Source organism: Saccharopolyspora karakumensis, from assembly GCF_004349225.1.
Lineage (GTDB): Bacteria > Actinomycetota > Actinomycetes > Mycobacteriales > Pseudonocardiaceae > Saccharopolyspora > Saccharopolyspora endophytica.
The window spans coordinates 139,250-155,466 of record NZ_SMLA01000001.1 but is presented as its reverse complement, the minus strand read 5'-3'; the positions used below and the strand labels follow the sequence as shown (position 1 = coordinate 155,466).

Here is a 16,217-nt window from a genome sequence, read left to right as displayed (position 1 = left end):
TGGGCACGGGGGCTCTCGGGTGGTGCGGGGGAACCTTTCGCTCACCGCTCCATCTCGGCCTCGACCTGCGGAGATCGTCTTTGACGTGCATATTCGTGCACACTCGAGGAGACAGGAACCCGCCTTGTCCACCTCTTGTATCTATGTTGTGAGCAACCTAGGATTTCCTTTCACGGAACCGTTTTTCTGCTAGGCGGAAGTTTCCCGGGAGGCTGAACGATGCAGTCGGCCAGTGTCGAAACCGAGCAAGCGGCGGGAAGCCCAGCCGCGCTGGACACCGCGATACGGGAATTCCGCGCGGTGCTGCCGGACGCAGCGGTCATCACCGACCCGCAGCGACTGCGGACCTACGAATGCGACGGACTCGCCAGCCACCGAGTCGTGCCGGCGGTGGTCGTGCTCCCCGAGACCGCCGAGCAGGTCCGGGACATCGTGCGAACCTGCGCCGCGCACGAGATCCCCTTCGTCGCACGAGGTTCTGGAACAGGCCTGTCGGGTGGCGCGCTCCCGCACTCCTCCGGAGTTCTGGTGGTCACCTCCAAGATGCGCCGCATCGTGGAGATCGACATCGCCAACGAGCGGGCCGTCGTCGAGCCCGGCGTCATCAACCTCGACGTCACCAAGGCCACTGCGCCGCAGGGCTACTACTTCGCCCCCGACCCCTCGAGCCAGCAGGTCTGCTCGGTCGGCGGCAACGTGGCCGAGAACTCCGGCGGCGCGCACTGCCTGAAGTACGGCTTCACCGTCAACCACATCCTCGGCATCGAAGTCGTCACCCCTGACGGCGAACTCGTCGAACTCGGCTCCGATGCGCGCGACGTCCCCGGGTACGACCTCATGGGGGCCTTCGTCGGCAGCGAGGGGACCCTCGGCATCGTCACCAAGATCACCGTGCGACTCCTGCGCAAACCGGAAGTGGTGCAGACGCTGCTCGCCGGGTTCCCCTCCACCGACGAGGCGGGCGCGGCGGTGTCGGCGATCATCGCCGACGGCGTGACCCCGGCCGCCATCGAGATGATGGACGCCCTGGCCATCGAGGCCGCGGAACAAGCCGTGCAGTGCGGATACCCCGGCGGGGCCGGTGCCGTGCTCGTCGTCGAGCTCGACGGGCCGGCAGCCGAGGTCGAGCACACCTTCGCCGAGGTCGAACGGCATTGCCGCGCGCACGGCGCCTTCGAGATCCGGGTCGCCGCCGACGACGCGGAGCGGGCGATGATCTGGAAGGGCCGCAAATCGGCCTTCGCCGCCGTCGGCCGCATCAGCCCCGACTACATCGTTCAGGACGGCGTCATCCCGCGCACCGCGCTGCCCGAGGTGCTGGGACGCATCTCGCGCCTGTCCAGCGAATCCGGCGTGCGCGTGGCCAACGTCTTCCACGCCGGTGACGGCAACCTCCACCCACTGGTGCTGTTCGACGACGCCGAACCCGGTGCGGGTGAACGCGCCGAAGCCGTCTCCGGCGCGATCCTCGACCTGTGCATCGAGCACGGAGGATCCATCACCGGCGAACACGGAGTCGGTGCGGACAAGGTCAAGTACATGGGCCGCATGTTCACCGCCGACGACCTCGACACCATGCAGCGAGTCCGCTGCGCGTTCGACCCCGTCGGCATCTGCAACCCGGGCAAGGTCTTCCCCACACCGAGGCTCTGCGGGGAAGTGCCAGGACGGCGAAAAGGCGTGCACCCCCTGACCGAAGCGGGATTGGCGGAGCAGTTCTGATGCGCACGAAGACCACCGATGCCGCTCACGACGCACTGGCCGCCGCGCTCGGCGCCGGCACCGTGCGCCCGGCCGCGGACGACGCCAAGGGAATCGGTCACCAGCTGGTGGCCGAGGTGAAGGGAACCGAACAAGCAGCAGCGGCGATGAAGGTCGCCGCCGAACACCAACTGCGCGTCGTGCCCAAGGGCTCGGGCAGCAAGCTCGACTGGGGCGCCCCGCCCCGTGACGTCGACCTGCTGCTGGACGTCTCGCCGGCCAACGAGATCGTTGAACACGCCGCAGGCGACCTCGTCGTGCACGCGCTGGCGGGCACACCGATCGCCGACATCAACCGCGTCGTGCGCCGAGGCGGTCAACAGCTCGCCATCGACCAGCCCCTCGCCACCGCCACGGTCGGCGGGGTCATCGCCACCGCCACCTCCGGGCCGTGCAGGCACCTCTTCGGCGGCGTCCGCGACCTGCTCATCGGCATCACCGTGGTGCTCGCCGACGGCACCGTCACCACCGCCGGCGGGAAGGTCGTCAAGAACGTCGCCGGCTACGACCTCTGCAAGCTCTACACCGGCTCGTTCGGAACTCTCGGCGTGATCACCGAAGCCGTGTTCCGGCTGCACCCCGTGGCAGCCGAACACCGGTGGATCACCATCTCCGCCGGCGATCCCGCGGCGGCCGCCGAAGCCGCCGACACCATCCGCCACTCGCAGGCCATGCCCACCGCCATCGAGATCGACCGGTCAGCCGGTGGTGCGCTCACGGTCTGCGCGCAGTTGGAAGGACGCCCTTCTGCCACGCACGATCGCGCGCTGGAACTGGCGGCCGCGGTCGGCGGTGAGGTCGTCGACCAGCCGCCGCAGTGGTGGGGACGGCATCCCTTCGACGCCAACGGCACCGGACTGCGCGTCGGCGCCGAACCCGCCGCCATGCGCGCCCTGCTGACCGCCCTCCAGGAGAGCTTCGGCGACCTGCCGATTTCCGTGCGCGGCGCGATCGGGCTCGGCGTGCTGCACGTGGGCCTGCCGGCCGGAGTGGACCCGGCGGCGATCGCCCGGCTGACCGCGCACCTGCGAGACCGCGCCGACTACGCGGTGCTCGAACGCGCTCCGCGCGAGGTCCTGGAGGTCGTGGACCCGTGGGGTCCCATCGCCGCCGGACCGCTCACGCTGATGCGCCGAACCAAGGACCAGTTCGATCCGCAACACCGGCTCGCCCCCGGCCGGTTCGTGGGAGGAATCTGATGACCGAGACCCCGGCCCGCCCCGGTGCCTTCGACGCTTTCCACCCGCCGCAGCGCGAACTCATCGACGACTGCGTTCACTGCGGCTTCTGCCTGCCCAGCTGTCCCACCTACGACCTGTGGGGCGAGGAGATGGACTCCCCTCGCGGGCGCATCTACCTGATGAAGGAAGGACTCGAAGGCGAACCGCTCACCGACAACGTGGTCGAGCACTTCGACGCCTGCCTGGGCTGCATGGCCTGCGTGACCGCCTGCCCATCCGGCGTGCAGTACGGCACGCTGATCACCGAGACCCGTGCTCAGGTCGAACGCCACCACGAGCGCAGCCGCTTCGAGAAACTGCTGCGCACAGCCATCTTCACGCTGTTCCCCTACCCGAAGCGGCTCCGCGCGATGCGCGGCCCGCTCGCCCTCTACCAGCGGTCCCGGCTGGGGCGGCTTCTCAAGCGCACCGGGCTGATGGACAAGCTCCCCGCAGAGCTCCAGGTCATGGAATCCCTCGCCCCGCCCATCAGCCGCGCCGAGAAGCTCCCGCAGCGGATCCCGGCCAGGGGACAGCGGCGCGCGACCGTCGGCATGATCACCGGGTGCGTCCAGTCGGCGTTCTTCCCCGACGTCAACGCGGCCACTGCCCGAATCCTCTCAGCCGAGGGCTGCGACGTGGTCGTTCCGCCCTCGCAGGGTTGTTGCGGTGCGCTCAGCGAGCACTCGGGGCGCGAGGAGGAAGCGGTCGGTTTCGCCCGTGACCTGCTGGACACCTTCGAAGCGTCCGGCGTGGACCACGTGGTCATCAATTCCGCCGGGTGCGGGTCGACGCTCAAGGAGTACCCGCGACTGCTCCAGGACGACCCGGTGTACCGGGAGAAGGCCGAGCGGTTCTCGTCGAAGGTCCGCGACATCGCCGAACTGCTGGTGGAGCTCGGTCCGGTGGCCGAGCGCCACCCGCTGCCGGTGAAGATCGCCTACCACGACGCGTGCCACCTCGCGCACGGACAGGGCGTCCGGTCGCAACCGCGCGAACTGCTGCGCGCCATCCCCGAGCTGCAGCTCAGCGAGATCAACCGGGCCGAGCTGTGCTGCGGTTCGGCCGGCGTCTACAACCTGCTGCAGCCCGAACCCGCCCGTGAGCTCGGTGACCGCAAGGCCGCGAACGTGCTCGACACCGGCGCGGAGTTGCTGGTGACGGCCAACCCCGGCTGCTCGATGCAGATCCGCACCGCCTTGGAGCGGCGCGGGGAGAGCATGTCGATGGCGCACACGGTGCAGGTGCTGGACGCCTCGCTCCGCGGCGCAGGGGCGGGCTCACTGCTGCGATGAGGTGTGCCGATGAGCGGGGTCGTCGTTGCGACGGCCCCGCTTCGTCGTTGAGAGCAGGGGAACCTTCATCGCGGAACCCGGGCCGGTTCGGGGGTGGATGGTGAACGGAAGGTTCCCATGCTCGGAACACCGTGCTGCTCCATCCGGCCGACAGCGCGATGGTCATTGACTGTGACAGCATTGGTGTCACACTCTGGGTGGAGCACCTGCCGCAATGAGGAGGCACGCCACACATGTCCGAGGCGTTCGTCTACGACGCGATCCGCACACCGCGGGGTCGTGGAAAGAAAAACGGTTCGCTGCACGGGGTGAAGCCGATCACCCTCGCCGTGAGCCTGATCGAGGAGCTGCAGCGCCGTCATCCGCAGCTCGATCCCGCGCTGATCGATGACGTCGTGCTCGGCGTGGTCTCGCCCGTCGGAGATCAGGGCAGCGACATCGCCAAGACCGCCGCGCTCGCCGCCGGTCTTCCCGAAACCGTCGCCGGCGTCCAGCTGAACCGCTTCTGCGCTTCGGGTCTGGAAGCCGTCAACATCGCAGCGCAGAAGGTCCGATCCGGCTGGGAGGACGCGGTCCTCGCCGGCGGTGTCGAGTCCATGTCGCGCGTCTCGCTGGGCTCCGACGGCGGAGCCTGGGCGATGGACCCCGAAACCAACTACGCCACGTCGTTCGTGCCGCAGGGCATCGGCGCCGACCTCATCGCCACCATCGAAGGCTTCGACCGCGGCACGGTCGACGCCTACGCGGCCGAGTCGCAGGACCGCGCCGCCAAGGCGTGGGCCGACGGCCGCTTCGGCAACTCCGTGATCCCGGTCAAGGACCGCAACGGCCTGACCGTCCTCGACCGCGACGAGCACATCCGCCCCGGCACCACGGCCGACTCCCTGGGCGGTCTCAAGCCCTCGTTCGCCGACATCGGGGAGATGGGCGGATTCGACGCCGTCGCCCTGCAGAAGTACCACTGGGTCGAGAACATCGACCACGTGCACACCGCCGGCAACTCCTCCGGCATCGTCGACGGCGCCGCTCTGGCGCTGATCGGCAGCGCGGGCCTCGGAGAACGGACCGGCCTCAAGCCGCGCGCCCGCATCGTCTCCGCGGCGCTCTCGGGCGCCGACCCGACGATCATGCTCACCGGCCCCGGACCGGCCGTGCGCAAGGCGCTGGCCAAGGCTGACATGAGCATCGAGCAGATCGATCTGGTCGAGATCAACGAGGCCTTCGCCGCAGTTCCGCTGAAGTTCATGAAGGAGTTCGGCGTTGACCACGACAAGGTCAACGTCAACGGCGGTGCCATCGCCATGGGCCACCCGCTGGGTGCCACCGGGGCGATGATCCTCGGCACCGTCATCGACGAACTCGAACGCCGCAACCTCCGATACGGCCTGGCAACGCTGTGCATCGGTGGCGGCATGGGGATCGCGACCATCGTCGAACGGATCGGCTGAGGGACACATCAGACATGAGCGAGCAGAACACCATCCGCTGGGAGTCCGACGCCGACGGAATCGTCGTGCTGACCCTGGATGACCCCCAGCAGCAGGCCAACACCATGAACCTGCGCTACCAGGCCAGCATGGAAGCGATCCTGCACCGCCTGGAAACCGAGCGCGACAACATCACCGGCGTTGTCCTCACCTCCGCGAAGAAGACCTTCTTCGCAGGTGGCGACCTGCGTGAACTCATCCAAGCCCGTCCCGGCGACGCCGAATCCGTCTCCGCGACCACGGCCAACGTCAAAAAGCAGCTGCGCCGACTGGAAACGCTCGGCAAGCCCGTGGTCGCCGCGCTCAACGGCACCGCGCTCGGCGGCGGTCTGGAGATCGCGCTGGCCTGCCACCACCGCGTCGCGCTGAACAACCCCAAGGCCCGCTTCGGTTTCCCCGAGGTCAGCCTCGGACTGCTGCCCGGCGCCGGCGGCGTGGTGCGCAGCGTGCGGCTGCTGGGCATCGCCGAGGCGTTGCTCAACGTTCTGCTGCAGGGGCAGCAGCTGCGACCGGACAAGGCCCTCAAGACCGGGCTGATCCACGAGTTGGTCGACACCCCCGAGGAGATGCTGGCCAAGGCCAAGGAGTGGATCAAGGCCAACCCGGAGGCCGCCCAGCCGTGGGACACCCCCGGTCACAAGATCCCCGGCGGCACCCCGTCGTCGCCGAAGTTCGCCGCCAACCTGCCGGCGTTCCCGGCCAACCTGCGCAAGCAGCTCAAGGGCGCCCCCATGCCCGCGCCGCGCAACATCATGGCCGCGGCGGTCGAGGGAAGCCAGGTCGACTTCGACACCGCCCTGGACATCGAGGGCCGCTACTTCGTCGAGCTGGTCTGCGGCCAGACCGCGAAGAACATGAGCAAGGCGTTCTTCTTCGACCTGCAGCACATCAACGCCGGGGGAAGCCGTCCCGACGGTGAACCGGAGTTCCGCGCGAAGAAGGTCGCGGTGCTCGGCGGCGGCATGATGGGCGCTGGCATCGCCTACGTCTGCGCCAAGGCCGGCATGCAGGTCGTGCTCAAGGACGTGTCGCTGGAGAACGCCGAGAAGGGCAAGGACTACTCGGCGAAGATCCTGGAGAAGGCCGTCGCCAGGGGCCGCTCCACGCAGGAGAAGGCCGACGAGCTGCTCGGCCGCATCACCGCGACCGACCAGATCGAGCCGCTGTCGGGCTGCGACCTGGTCGTCGAGGCGGTCTTCGAGAACCTCAAGCTCAAGCACCAGGTCTTCGGCGAGATCCAGGACGTCATCGACGACGACGCCCTGCTGTGCTCGAACACCTCGACGCTGCCGATCACCGACCTCGCGGAAGGGGTCCGCAAGCGCGAGGACTTCATCGGGCTGCACTTCTTCTCGCCGGTCGACAAGATGCCGCTGGTGGAGATCATCTCGGGCGAGCGGACGAGCGATCGCGCGCTGGCCCGCGCGTTCGACGTGGTGCGTCAGATCAACAAGACGCCGATCGTGGTCAACGACAGTCGCGGCTTCTTCACCAGCCGGGTCATCGGCACCTTCATCAACGAGGGCGTGGCGATGCTGGCCGAGGGGATCCGCCCGGCTTCCATCGAGCAGGCTTCCTCGCAGGCCGGGTTCCCGGCTCCGGTGCTGCAGCTGTTCGACGAGCTGACCCTGACCCTGCCGCGCAAGATCCGCGACGAGTCGAAGGCGGCCGTGGAAGCTGCCGGCGGCACGTGGGTTCCGCACCCAGCCGAGCAGGTCATCGACCGCATGGTGGAGGAGTTCGACCGTCCCGGTCGCTCCGGCGGTGCCGGTTTCTACGACTACGCCGACGGCAAGCGGACAGGGCTGTGGCCGGGTCTGGTGGAGCACTTCGGGTCCGCCGACACCGACCCCGCCTCGGTCGACCTGACCGACCTGACCGAGCGGATGATGTTCGTCGAGGCGCTGGAAACGGTGAAGTGCCTCGACGAGGGCGTGCTGACGTCCGTGCCGGACGCCAACATCGGCTCGATCATGGGCATCGGCTTCCCGCCGTGGACCGGTGGCGTCGTGCAGTACATGAACGGTTACCCGGGTGGCCTGGCCGGTTTCGTCGCTCGCTCCCGCGAACTCGCGGAGCGCTACGGCGACCGGTTCCAGCCGCCGGAGTCGCTGGTCAAGCGCGCCGCCAACGGTGAACCGTTCGACAACGGCGAGCCGGACGCGGAGATCGTGAAGGCCACTGCGGCCGAGTGAGCTGACATGGCGAGGCGCCGGAGCCCATTTTCGGGCCCGGCGCCTCGTCGTTCGCTCAGCGAGCTCAGCCCTCGGGGTGGTCCACAACCGGGGCGTTGACGCACTGTGCGGTCTGCGGCGACAGAACCGGGACAACCGCGCCGAGGACGGCGACGTTGTCTCCGCACAGCTGCACCGGAACGGCGCTGATGTTGTTGTCGTTCGCCCCGTTGACGCCCTCGTTGTCCGCGCTGTCGGCGAACGCCGGGCCGGCCAGGGCCAGCATGGCGGTGGCGGCGCCGGCAACGCCGGCGATACGTGCAGCGGTACGCACTGTGGTTCTCCTTATGGATGACTGTTCTTCAGGGCGTTAACCCTTGCGGCACAGGGAATTTCTGCGCTTCTCCTGTGTCGCGCGGCAGAGTCTGCGACATGGCGCGCGCCCAAGTCGAACTCAGAAGGGCGTTTTCAGCCGAATACCCTCGATGGAGTGACCTGAATCAGACATTCCACAGTGGATTTCGGGCTGCATCGCGGTGCTCAGTTCAGCGGCAGGACACCGCTGATCCGCTGCAGCGGAGCTTCTGCGGCTCCGCTGACGACCTTGTCGGCCTCGGACACGACGGGCGTGCTCTTCGTCGCGGGAAGCACGTCGCTGGGCTTGGCGAGCGTCAGCGGCTCACCGGAGGTCTGCAGCGGGTTGTTCTCCAGCGTCGGCGCGACCAGGGCCACCGGGTTGCTGATGGGCTCGGACTCGTAGCCCTGGGCGGCGGTCAGCGCCACAGCCGTGTCCACCGCGGAGAAGCCCTGGTGGTTCGGCTTGCGCGGGCCGATCTCGGTGTCCAGCAGCGCCGCGTCGGGCGTGTGCTCGTACACCACGCCGAGGTGGCCCGGGGTCACCGAGCCGCCGACGGTCGGCCGGGTCTTGGTCATCTTCGAGACGCGGGTGGTCTCGGCGAAGACGTGCCCGAGCACGCGGTTCGGCTTGCCGGGGGCGAGCACCGGACGACCGTCCTGCAGCTCACCGGCGATGCCATGCCCGGTCTTGGTGATGTCCACGCCGACCTTCTTGATGACGTTCGGCGAGCTCACGTCCAGCTGCGTGTCGGCGCACGGCGCCTTGGTGGGGCTGAACGAAGGCCCTTCCTGCATCTTGCAGGCGTTGGCCGGGATTCCGGCGGTGATCTCGTCCGGAACGGACGTCAGATCGGGCTTTTCGATGTCGGTGGTTCCCGCCGCGTTCGCGGCACCGGTGCCGACAGTGGCGAGGCCCGCGGCCATGACGGCCGCCTTGACTGTGCGCGTGGTCCAGGAGCGCAAGATTGGATCTCCTCGAGTCGGAGGTGTTGGCACGGCTGACTCGACATCGGAGACGTTGTAGAGGATCTTGAGCCGAAAGCGGCGAATGCAGCCCGAACGAGTGAAGATCTGCGCGTGGGCCAGGTGCGGCAGTGGGAGAAAGGTTCCCATGCACCGCTTTGTGTCCCGCACCCGGCGGGGGTCTAGAAGCCCAGGCCCGGAGCGAACAGCGCGATCATGTGCTCGGTGGCCTTCTCCGCGGAGACCTCCGGGTGGTGGTCGCGCCAGAGGGCGAGCCGCTCGCTGGCTCCGATGATCGCCTCGGCGTAGGCCTCCGCCTGCTCGTGGTCGAGGTCTTCGCACACCGACCGCAGCAGGTCCGCGGTGAAGTAGCGCTGCTGGACGCGGATGGCCTCCAACTCGGTGTTGACCGAGGCGCTGGGGATGGAGAACTCGTTGCGCAGCAGGGCCCACGCCTGCGCGTGGTCGTCGCTGAAGCGGAAGAAGGCCAGCTGGCAGTCGTAGAGCTTCTGCTCCGGGCTGGTGGCCTCGGCGGCGGCGCGGCTGGTGGCTTCGAGCAGTTCGGCCTTGGACCGCTGCAGGCAGGCCAGCAGCAGTCCTTCCTTGGAGCCGAAGTACTCGTAGAGCATCGGCTTGGACAGGCCCACCTGGCCGGCGATGTCGTCCATCGAGGTCGCCTGGTAACCGGCGTCGGCGAAGACCCGCTCCGCGACTTCCAGGATCTGCGTCTCGCGCTCGGCCCGGGACATCCGCTTGCGGCCGCTGGCCGGTGCAGTAGACCTCGTCACGAATCAACCCTACCGCAGGTAACCTACTCGTAGTAGCCTACTGCGGAGTAGATACGGTGCCGGTGTCCGAGGAGGGGCTTTGATGGTGCAGGAGCAGTCGCCTGGCCAGCGTCGATACGAAACCTCGGTCGTCATCGTCGGAACCGGGTTCTCCGGTCTCGGCATGGCGATCAAGCTCAAGCAAGCCGGCATCGATGACTTCATCGTCCTGGAGAAGTCCTCCGACCTCGGCGGGACCTGGCGGGACAACACCTACCCGGGCTGCGCCTGCGACGTGCCCTCGCTGATGTACTCGTTCTCGTTCGAGCAGAACCCGAACTGGTCGCGGTTGTTCGCCGAGCAGGGCGAGATCAACGAATACCTGAGCCACTGCGCGGACAAGTACCAGGTCCGCGACCACGTGCACCACGGCGTGGAGTTCACCGGCGCCGAGTACGACGAGCAGGCCAAGACCTGGCTGGTCACCACCGGCGACGGCACCGAGTACGTCGGCCGCGCCCTGGTGTCCGGCGTCGGCGCCCTGCACATCCCCAGCTACCCGGACCTGCCCGGAGTGCAGGACTTCGAAGGCGAGGTCTTCCACTCGGCGGAGTGGAACCACGACTACGACCTGCGAGGAAAGCGCGTCGCGGTCGTCGGCACGGGCGCGAGCGCGATCCAGTTCGTGCCCCGCGTCGCCGAGCAGGCCCAGAAGCTGCACCTGTTCCAGCGCACGCCCCCGTGGATCCAGCCCAAGCCCGACCGGGCGATCCCGGAGTCGGTCAAGAAGCTGTTCCGCCGCGTTCCGCTGGCGCAGCGAGCGGCGCGCGTCGCGGTGTACTGGGTCCTGGAAGCCCGGTTCTTCGCGGTGTTCAACAAGCGCCTGGGCAAGGCCGCGGAATGGCTGTCCAAGCGCTACATCCGCAAGACCATCTCGGATCCGAAGCTGCGCAAGGCCGTCACGCCGGACTACTCGATGGGCTGCAAGCGGATCCTGCTCTCCAGCGACTACTACCCGGCGCTCAACCGGTCCAGCGTCGACGTCGACACCAGCGGGGTCACCGAGGTCCGCAAGAACTCCGTGGTGACCGGCGATGGCCAGGAGCACGAGGTCGACGCGATCATCTACGGCACCGGCTTCCACGTCACCGACGCCTACGACCACCTCGCCATCGTGGGGCGAGAAGGCCGCAAGCTCCAGGACACCTGGCGCGACGGAGCCGAGACCTACCTCGGCATCACCGTCTCCGGATTCCCCAACCTGTTCTTCCTCCTCGGCCCGAACACCGGCCTCGGCCACAACTCGGTGGTGTTCATGATCGAGTCGCAGCTGAACTACGTGATCGACTGCATCCGCCGGATCCACAAGGGCGAGATCGGCCAGGTCGACGTTCGTCAGCCGGTGCAGGACGCCTTCAACCGCGAGCTCCAGTCCGAACTGGGCGACGGGGTGTGGTCGGTCGGTGGCTGCCGGAGCTGGTACCTCGACGAGAACGGCGTGAACCGGACGCTGTGGCCGGGATTCACCTGGAAGTACTGGATGCGCACGAGGAAGGCGGACCTGTCCGACTACGAGGTCACCGCGCGCTGAGGTGATCGGCTCGCCCAACCCCGTTGAAGCTTCGCACGAGCGTTCGATATAGTGATCGCGTCACTGTCGAGCAGCCCCATCAGGGGCGCACCCTAGCTAGGGGCGGCGATGTCACCGCTGTCGTCCGATGAACTGCGCACAATCCGCGAGGAGCTCAGCGCTGGAACCACGCCGACGGTGTGGTTCACCAGCTCTGCCGTCGGAGTCCAAGAAGGGCGCTCCGGCAAGGTGATCGCGCTCGGCGAACCGGCCGAAGGGGACTTCATCCAGGTCCGCCCGGCCGGTTCGAAGGACGTCCTTTCCTTCTCCACCGCAGAAGTCACCCAGGTCAAACCGCCTCGCAAGAAGCCGACGCCGGAGCCCGCGGCCAAACCCGCTGCGAAAAGCCCGGCGAGCACACCGAGTCCGGTGACCGAGACCAAGCCCGCAACGAAACCGGCGCCCGCTCCGGCCGCCAAGCCGAGCGCCCAAGCCACGGCCAAGCCCGCCGACACCGCAGCGGCACGACGCAAACCACGGCAGGTCAAGCAGCCCGTCGGCGGTGCCGTCGTGACGCTCACCGCCGACCAGAACGGTCAGTGGAGCGTCGAAGTCGCCAACGCCAAGCGGAAACTGGTCAAACCCACCCAGGTGCCGGCCAACACCGTCGCCCAGGCGGCGAAACTGCTGCACGACGACGTCGCCGCGGCCGTCGAGCCGCTGATCGAAGCCGCACGCGAACAGCACCGCGCCCGCGTCGAGCAACTCCGAGCCGAGCTCGAAGCCGCCGAGGCGGCACTGGAAGAACTCGACGAGTGAGTCGTTGTCGTCCCCGCGGGGACGACAACGACTCACTCGCCTGAACCCATCACGCCCGAAGGTCGCGTGAAGTACCTGCGGAGCATGGGAACCTTTCTTCCTTCTCCCAGCTCAGAGGCCGTCCAGTCACGTCGGTGGAGGGCAGAGACAGCCCAGCCGTGACGGGAATCAGCCCTCGATGTCGGTCGTGCCCTGCAGGGTCCGCTGGCCGCGGTCGGTCGGCGGAATCTGGTCGTAGGCGGCCGGGTCGAGCTCGGTCACCTCGCCGGAGGCGATGGACGAAAGGATCCCGTCCAGGCCGATGTAGACGGTTCGCGTGAGCATTTCGCGATGCTGCTCGCCGAGCGTCTGGGTCTGACCGCGCACCTCGAACAGCACGGCACCGCTGCCGTTGAGCTGGAAGGCTCCCAGGCCCGTGCCGGGCAGGTTGATGTCCTGCGGGTACAACGTGATGTTGCCGAAGTCGGGGTTGCGCTCCGCCGCGCTTCGAAGCGCGTTGTACGCCGCCACGTTGAGCTGCTTGGAGTACTCCGGGCGATAGCTGTCGGCGAACTCGGCGAAGGAGGCACCTTCAGGAGCGTTCGGGTCCGCGACGAACTTCCCGGACAGGCTCATGGTCACGAACCTGTCAGTGCCGGGAACCGTGTAGCAGGCTCCCTGGTGATGAAGATCGACGTAGGTGTCAACAGCACCGAACTCGCCTTGCAGTCCCGTGTAGACGTCGCGGACCGTCTGAGTCTCCGGGCTGATGAACCAGCCGGGCTTGTCGCTGCTGCCGGGGAAGTCCTGCGGCTGCGGCTGGTACGCCAGATCCGGGTGGTAGTCGCGGTTGATGTCGAATCCCGGACGTTGCGAGTAGTCGTCGCCCTGCCGCTGATCGGTGATGTAGTTCCACGGCGGCGGTGACGCGGCCAGCTGGGGGAAGCGCGACTGAACTTCCTGCCAGGTCATGTCGTTGCCGCGCCGGTCTAGGGAACCGGCATCCGGGTTGATCTTCGGCATGGCGACCACCGTCAGCTGGTCGCGGATCTGCTGCGCGGTGCTGGAGTCCGAGGTGCCCAGGTAGTCGAGCATGTCGAGCAGGGCGTCAGGGCCCGTCTTCTCGTTCGCCGTGGATCTCGGCGGTGATGAACACGACCTTCGGGCCGGTGCCCACGCGCGCGAGCATCATGTCGCGGCCCTTGTTCGAGCCGCCCACGTCGTCAACGGTCACGCGGCCGGCGCTGACGCGCTCGATGCGGTCGAGCTCCACCAGCATTTCGTCGTAGCTGGTGAACTCGGTAATCGGGTTCTCCCGAGGCTCCTCGCTGCACGGGGGCGGTGCGGCCATGGTCGGAGGTGCTCCCGCGGTCGCGGGAACCAACGCGGTGCCCACCACGACACCCGCAAACGCCAGTGCTTGCCATCTCTGCATTGCCGGACTCCTTGCCGTTGCCGAAACGGGGCACCAGACAAGTCGATCGACAGAATGCGCACAATCGGCCAAGAGGGGACAACTCGGCACGTTCTCGACGAGGGCCGAATGGACACGTGAAGGGTCCAGCGCCTATCAAGAGCAGGTGCGAACACCCGTCTCGACCGGATCCAGGACCCCGCTGCGACAGCGCTCGTTCCGCTTCTTGCTGATCGCCACGGTCGGAGGGTTCTCCGGGTACGCGCTGCTCCTGCCCGTGGTGCCGTTGTGGGCCGTGGTCGGAGGCGCGGGCGAGGTCGCAGCGGGCGCGACGAACGCGGTGTTCATGCTGGTCACGGTGCTCGCGCAGCTGGCGATGCCCTGGCTGCTCAGGAGAATGGACTGCCGCGCGCTGTTCGCCCTGGGGACCGCGATGATCGGACTTCCGACACCGCTGTTCGCGCTCTCCAGCGACATGTGGGTGCTGCTCGGAGTCTCGGCGCTGCGCGGAATCGGGTTCGGCCTGCTGACGGTCACCGGTTCGGCGCTGACCGCGGAACTCGTCCCCATCGCACAACGAGGGCGAGCGGCCGCCTACTACGGCCTCGCCATCGGCCTGCCCAACGTCGCCCTGCTGCCGGCCGGGGTGTGGCTGAGCAGCCGAATCGGGTTCGAGCCCCTGTTCTGGGCCGCCGGTGCGGTCCCCGTCCTGGCCGCCCTGACGATCCTGGGCATCGAGCGGGTGCGCACCCGCGACCAGGCGCGAGGCGCGCAGACCCGGCCGGTCGCGCTGCTGCCCTCCTGGGCGGTCATGGCGGTCAACACGGCCGCGGCAGGGGGTTTGACGGCGTTCCTGCCGCTGGCCGTCGCCCCGTCGGTCGCCCCGGCAGCGCTGCTGATCTTCGCCGCCGCCACGATGCTCGGCCGGTGGCTCGCCGGGCACCTGGGAGATCGATTCGGGCAGCAGGGCGTCCTCGCGCCCTCGGTGCTGTTCGGCGGCATCGGAGTGCTGCTGCTGGCCTTGGCCGCGTGGACAGCGGACCCGGTGGCGCTGGCAGGGGCGGCGGTGTTCGGCATCGGTTTCGGAGCCGTTCAGAACACGACCCTCATCCTCATGCTGGAACGCACCGACTCGGCGACGGCGAGCACCGCGTGGAACATCGCCTACGACGGCGGTCACGGACTAGGCGCGATCGGGTTCGGCGTCCTCATCGCCGCATCCGGATATCCGATGACCTTCGCGATCACGGGCACCCTGCTGCTCGCCTGCCGCGCCCTGGCCGGCCGTCGGTGGGCGTGAGCAAGGGAACCTTCCTGTCACCCGCCGCCCGACCACGACCGGAGAAGGGCCTTGCCGACCTGTGCATTTGGCCACAGGAGTCCCGTGGGTGCGGGCAGAAGAACGAGATCACGCACAGTGGTTGAGACGAGGGGCCAACGGTGCCGGGCCGTCGCCGTCCACCGGGAGCACCTAGAATCGGAGGCGTGTTGCGCAGCCTGTTGACCCCACGTTGGCTGCTTCTGCATGCGCTGTTCATCGTGGCCACGATCGCCACCGGCTTCCTCGCCGTGTGGCAGTGGGATCGCGCGCACGAGGCCGGAGGGAGCTTTCAGAACCTCGGCTATGCGCTGCAGTGGCCGCTGTTCGGCGCCTTCACGATCTTCCTCTGGATCAAGCTGATCCGGATGGACTTCGCGCAGCAGCGCGGCGAGGCCGAACCTGCGACCAGCGACGAGGCCGAAGAAGAAGCGAGCACCGCCTCAGCGGTGTCCGAAGAACCGGAACGACGCCGGTCACGGCCCCTGGTGCCGCCCCCGGCGCCGCCTGTCGATTCGGATGAAGATCCGGAGCTGGCCGAGTACAACCGGTATCTGGCCGGGCTCGACCATCCCGATCAGCGCACTAGTTGAAGGTGATCCCGCCGTTGATCTCGCGGGTTTGCACCAAATTCTTGACCTGACCGTTGTTGATGTTCACGACGTTGTCCGACGTCGTGATCTCGTTGTGCACGACGGCACCTTCGCGGCGCAGCAGTTCGGCGAACTCCTCGTCTTCGGAGCACACCGCGTCCAGCCGCTCCGCCAGCGCCGTGACCTGAGCCGGCCCCGCGTCGTCGCTCTCGGCGGCCTCCAAGGCCGCCTGGGTTTCAGGGTCCTGCTGCGACCTGCGGCGAAGCAGTTCGCGGACCTTCGCCAACGCCATCGTCCCGGCGGCACCCAGTGCGGTGGCCGCCTGCCCACCCAGGGCGTTGGCGAGCGAATCGAGGAACGGATCGGTCATGTTTCCTCCGCGAGCAAGGGAACCTTCTGTCACGAAGTGTAGTTACTCGACCTGTTTCCGTGTCGGTTTCGAGTCGAATTCAGTTGTTCGGCAGCACGCGGAGGGTGCGGACGGGTGTGATATCAACGAA

General features: G+C 67.9%; 15 protein-coding genes. 9 read left to right on the top strand and 6 right to left on the bottom strand.

Annotated features, from left to right (window positions below; genetic code table 11):
- Positions 1-219: 219 nt before the first annotated feature.
- From E1202_RS00735 to E1202_RS00715, 5 genes are all read left to right on the top strand, one after another.
- Positions 220-1,722, top strand: a complete 1,503-nt coding sequence (locus tag E1202_RS00735; protein ID WP_132680307.1) for an FAD-linked oxidase C-terminal domain-containing protein — start codon at positions 220-222, stop codon at positions 1,720-1,722.
- Complete coding sequence (locus E1202_RS00730; RefSeq protein ID WP_132680306.1) at positions 1,722-2,960, top strand: FAD-binding oxidoreductase; 1,239 nt, start codon at positions 1,722-1,724, stop codon at positions 2,958-2,960. The genes E1202_RS00735 and E1202_RS00730 overlap by 1 nt, the downstream gene beginning before the upstream one ends.
- Positions 2,960-4,276, top strand: a complete 1,317-nt coding sequence (locus E1202_RS00725; protein ID WP_132680305.1) for a (Fe-S)-binding protein — start codon at positions 2,960-2,962, stop codon at positions 4,274-4,276. The genes E1202_RS00730 and E1202_RS00725 overlap by 1 nt, the downstream gene beginning before the upstream one ends.
- A 233-nt stretch (positions 4,277-4,509) precedes the next feature.
- Complete coding sequence (locus E1202_RS00720; RefSeq protein ID WP_132680304.1) at positions 4,510-5,724, top strand: acetyl-CoA C-acetyltransferase; 1,215 nt, start codon at positions 4,510-4,512, stop codon at positions 5,722-5,724.
- 14 nt (positions 5,725-5,738) lie between these two features.
- Positions 5,739-7,958 (top strand): 3-hydroxyacyl-CoA dehydrogenase NAD-binding domain-containing protein, encoded by a 2,220-nt coding sequence (locus E1202_RS00715; protein ID WP_132680303.1) that lies wholly within the window; start codon positions 5,739-5,741, stop codon positions 7,956-7,958.
- A gap of 64 nt (positions 7,959-8,022) precedes the next feature.
- Here the strand turns inward: E1202_RS00715 and E1202_RS00710 are convergent, their stop codons facing one another.
- The 3 genes from E1202_RS00710 to E1202_RS00700 form a co-directional block, all read right to left on the bottom strand.
- Positions 8,023-8,271, bottom strand: coding sequence for a hypothetical protein (locus E1202_RS00710; protein ID WP_235877495.1), 249 nt, complete (start codon positions 8,269-8,271; stop codon positions 8,023-8,025).
- Positions 8,272-8,477: 206 nt separating this feature from the next.
- The gene (locus E1202_RS00705) at positions 8,478-9,257 is read right to left on the bottom strand and encodes a hypothetical protein (RefSeq protein WP_132680302.1); all 780 of its coding nucleotides are present in this window, start codon (positions 9,255-9,257) and stop codon (positions 8,478-8,480) included.
- Positions 9,258-9,439: 182 nt separating this feature from the next.
- A complete protein-coding gene (locus tag E1202_RS00700; RefSeq protein WP_235877493.1) occupies positions 9,440-10,045 on the bottom strand; it encodes a TetR/AcrR family transcriptional regulator in 606 nt (201 codons plus the stop codon).
- Positions 10,046-10,127: 82 nt separating this feature from the next.
- Here E1202_RS00700 and E1202_RS00695 point away from each other — a divergent pair, with 82 nt between their 5' ends.
- Together E1202_RS00695 and E1202_RS00690 are read left to right on the top strand one after the other, a co-directional pair.
- Positions 10,128-11,615: a flavin-containing monooxygenase gene (locus E1202_RS00695; protein WP_132680301.1), complete on the top strand. Its 1,488-nt coding sequence runs from the start codon at positions 10,128-10,130 to the stop codon at positions 11,613-11,615.
- 108 nt (positions 11,616-11,723) lie between these two features.
- On the top strand, positions 11,724-12,413 hold the full coding sequence (locus tag E1202_RS00690) for a DUF6319 family protein (RefSeq protein WP_132680300.1): 690 nt from the start codon (positions 11,724-11,726) through the stop codon (positions 12,411-12,413).
- A 168-nt stretch (positions 12,414-12,581) separates the two neighbouring features.
- On the opposite strand, the gene E1202_RS00685 is transcribed toward E1202_RS00690, so the two are convergent.
- The gene (locus tag E1202_RS00685; protein WP_328590930.1) at positions 12,582-13,487 is read right to left on the bottom strand and encodes a M14 family zinc carboxypeptidase; all 906 of its coding nucleotides are present in this window, start codon (positions 13,485-13,487) and stop codon (positions 12,582-12,584) included.
- Positions 13,488-13,500: 13 nt separating this feature from the next.
- The gene (locus tag E1202_RS32740; protein WP_328590929.1) at positions 13,501-13,827 is read right to left on the bottom strand and encodes a M14 family metallopeptidase; all 327 of its coding nucleotides are present in this window, start codon (positions 13,825-13,827) and stop codon (positions 13,501-13,503) included.
- A 145-nt stretch (positions 13,828-13,972) separates the two neighbouring features.
- On the opposite strand from E1202_RS32740, the gene E1202_RS00680 reads away from it, so the two are divergent.
- Together E1202_RS00680 and E1202_RS00675 are read left to right on the top strand one after the other, a co-directional pair.
- Entirely contained in the window at positions 13,973-15,106 is a 1,134-nt protein-coding gene (locus E1202_RS00680) for an MFS transporter (protein ID WP_235877491.1), read from the top strand.
- A gap of 185 nt (positions 15,107-15,291) precedes the next feature.
- Entirely contained in the window at positions 15,292-15,717 is a 426-nt protein-coding gene (locus E1202_RS00675; protein WP_132680298.1) for a hypothetical protein, read from the top strand.
- On the opposite strand, the gene E1202_RS00670 is transcribed toward E1202_RS00675, so the two are convergent.
- Entirely contained in the window at positions 15,710-16,087 is a 378-nt protein-coding gene (locus tag E1202_RS00670) for a hypothetical protein (RefSeq protein ID WP_132680297.1), read from the bottom strand. The two genes, E1202_RS00675 and E1202_RS00670, sit on opposite strands and share 8 nt — an antisense overlap.
- Between the last annotated feature and the right edge of the window lie 130 nt (positions 16,088-16,217).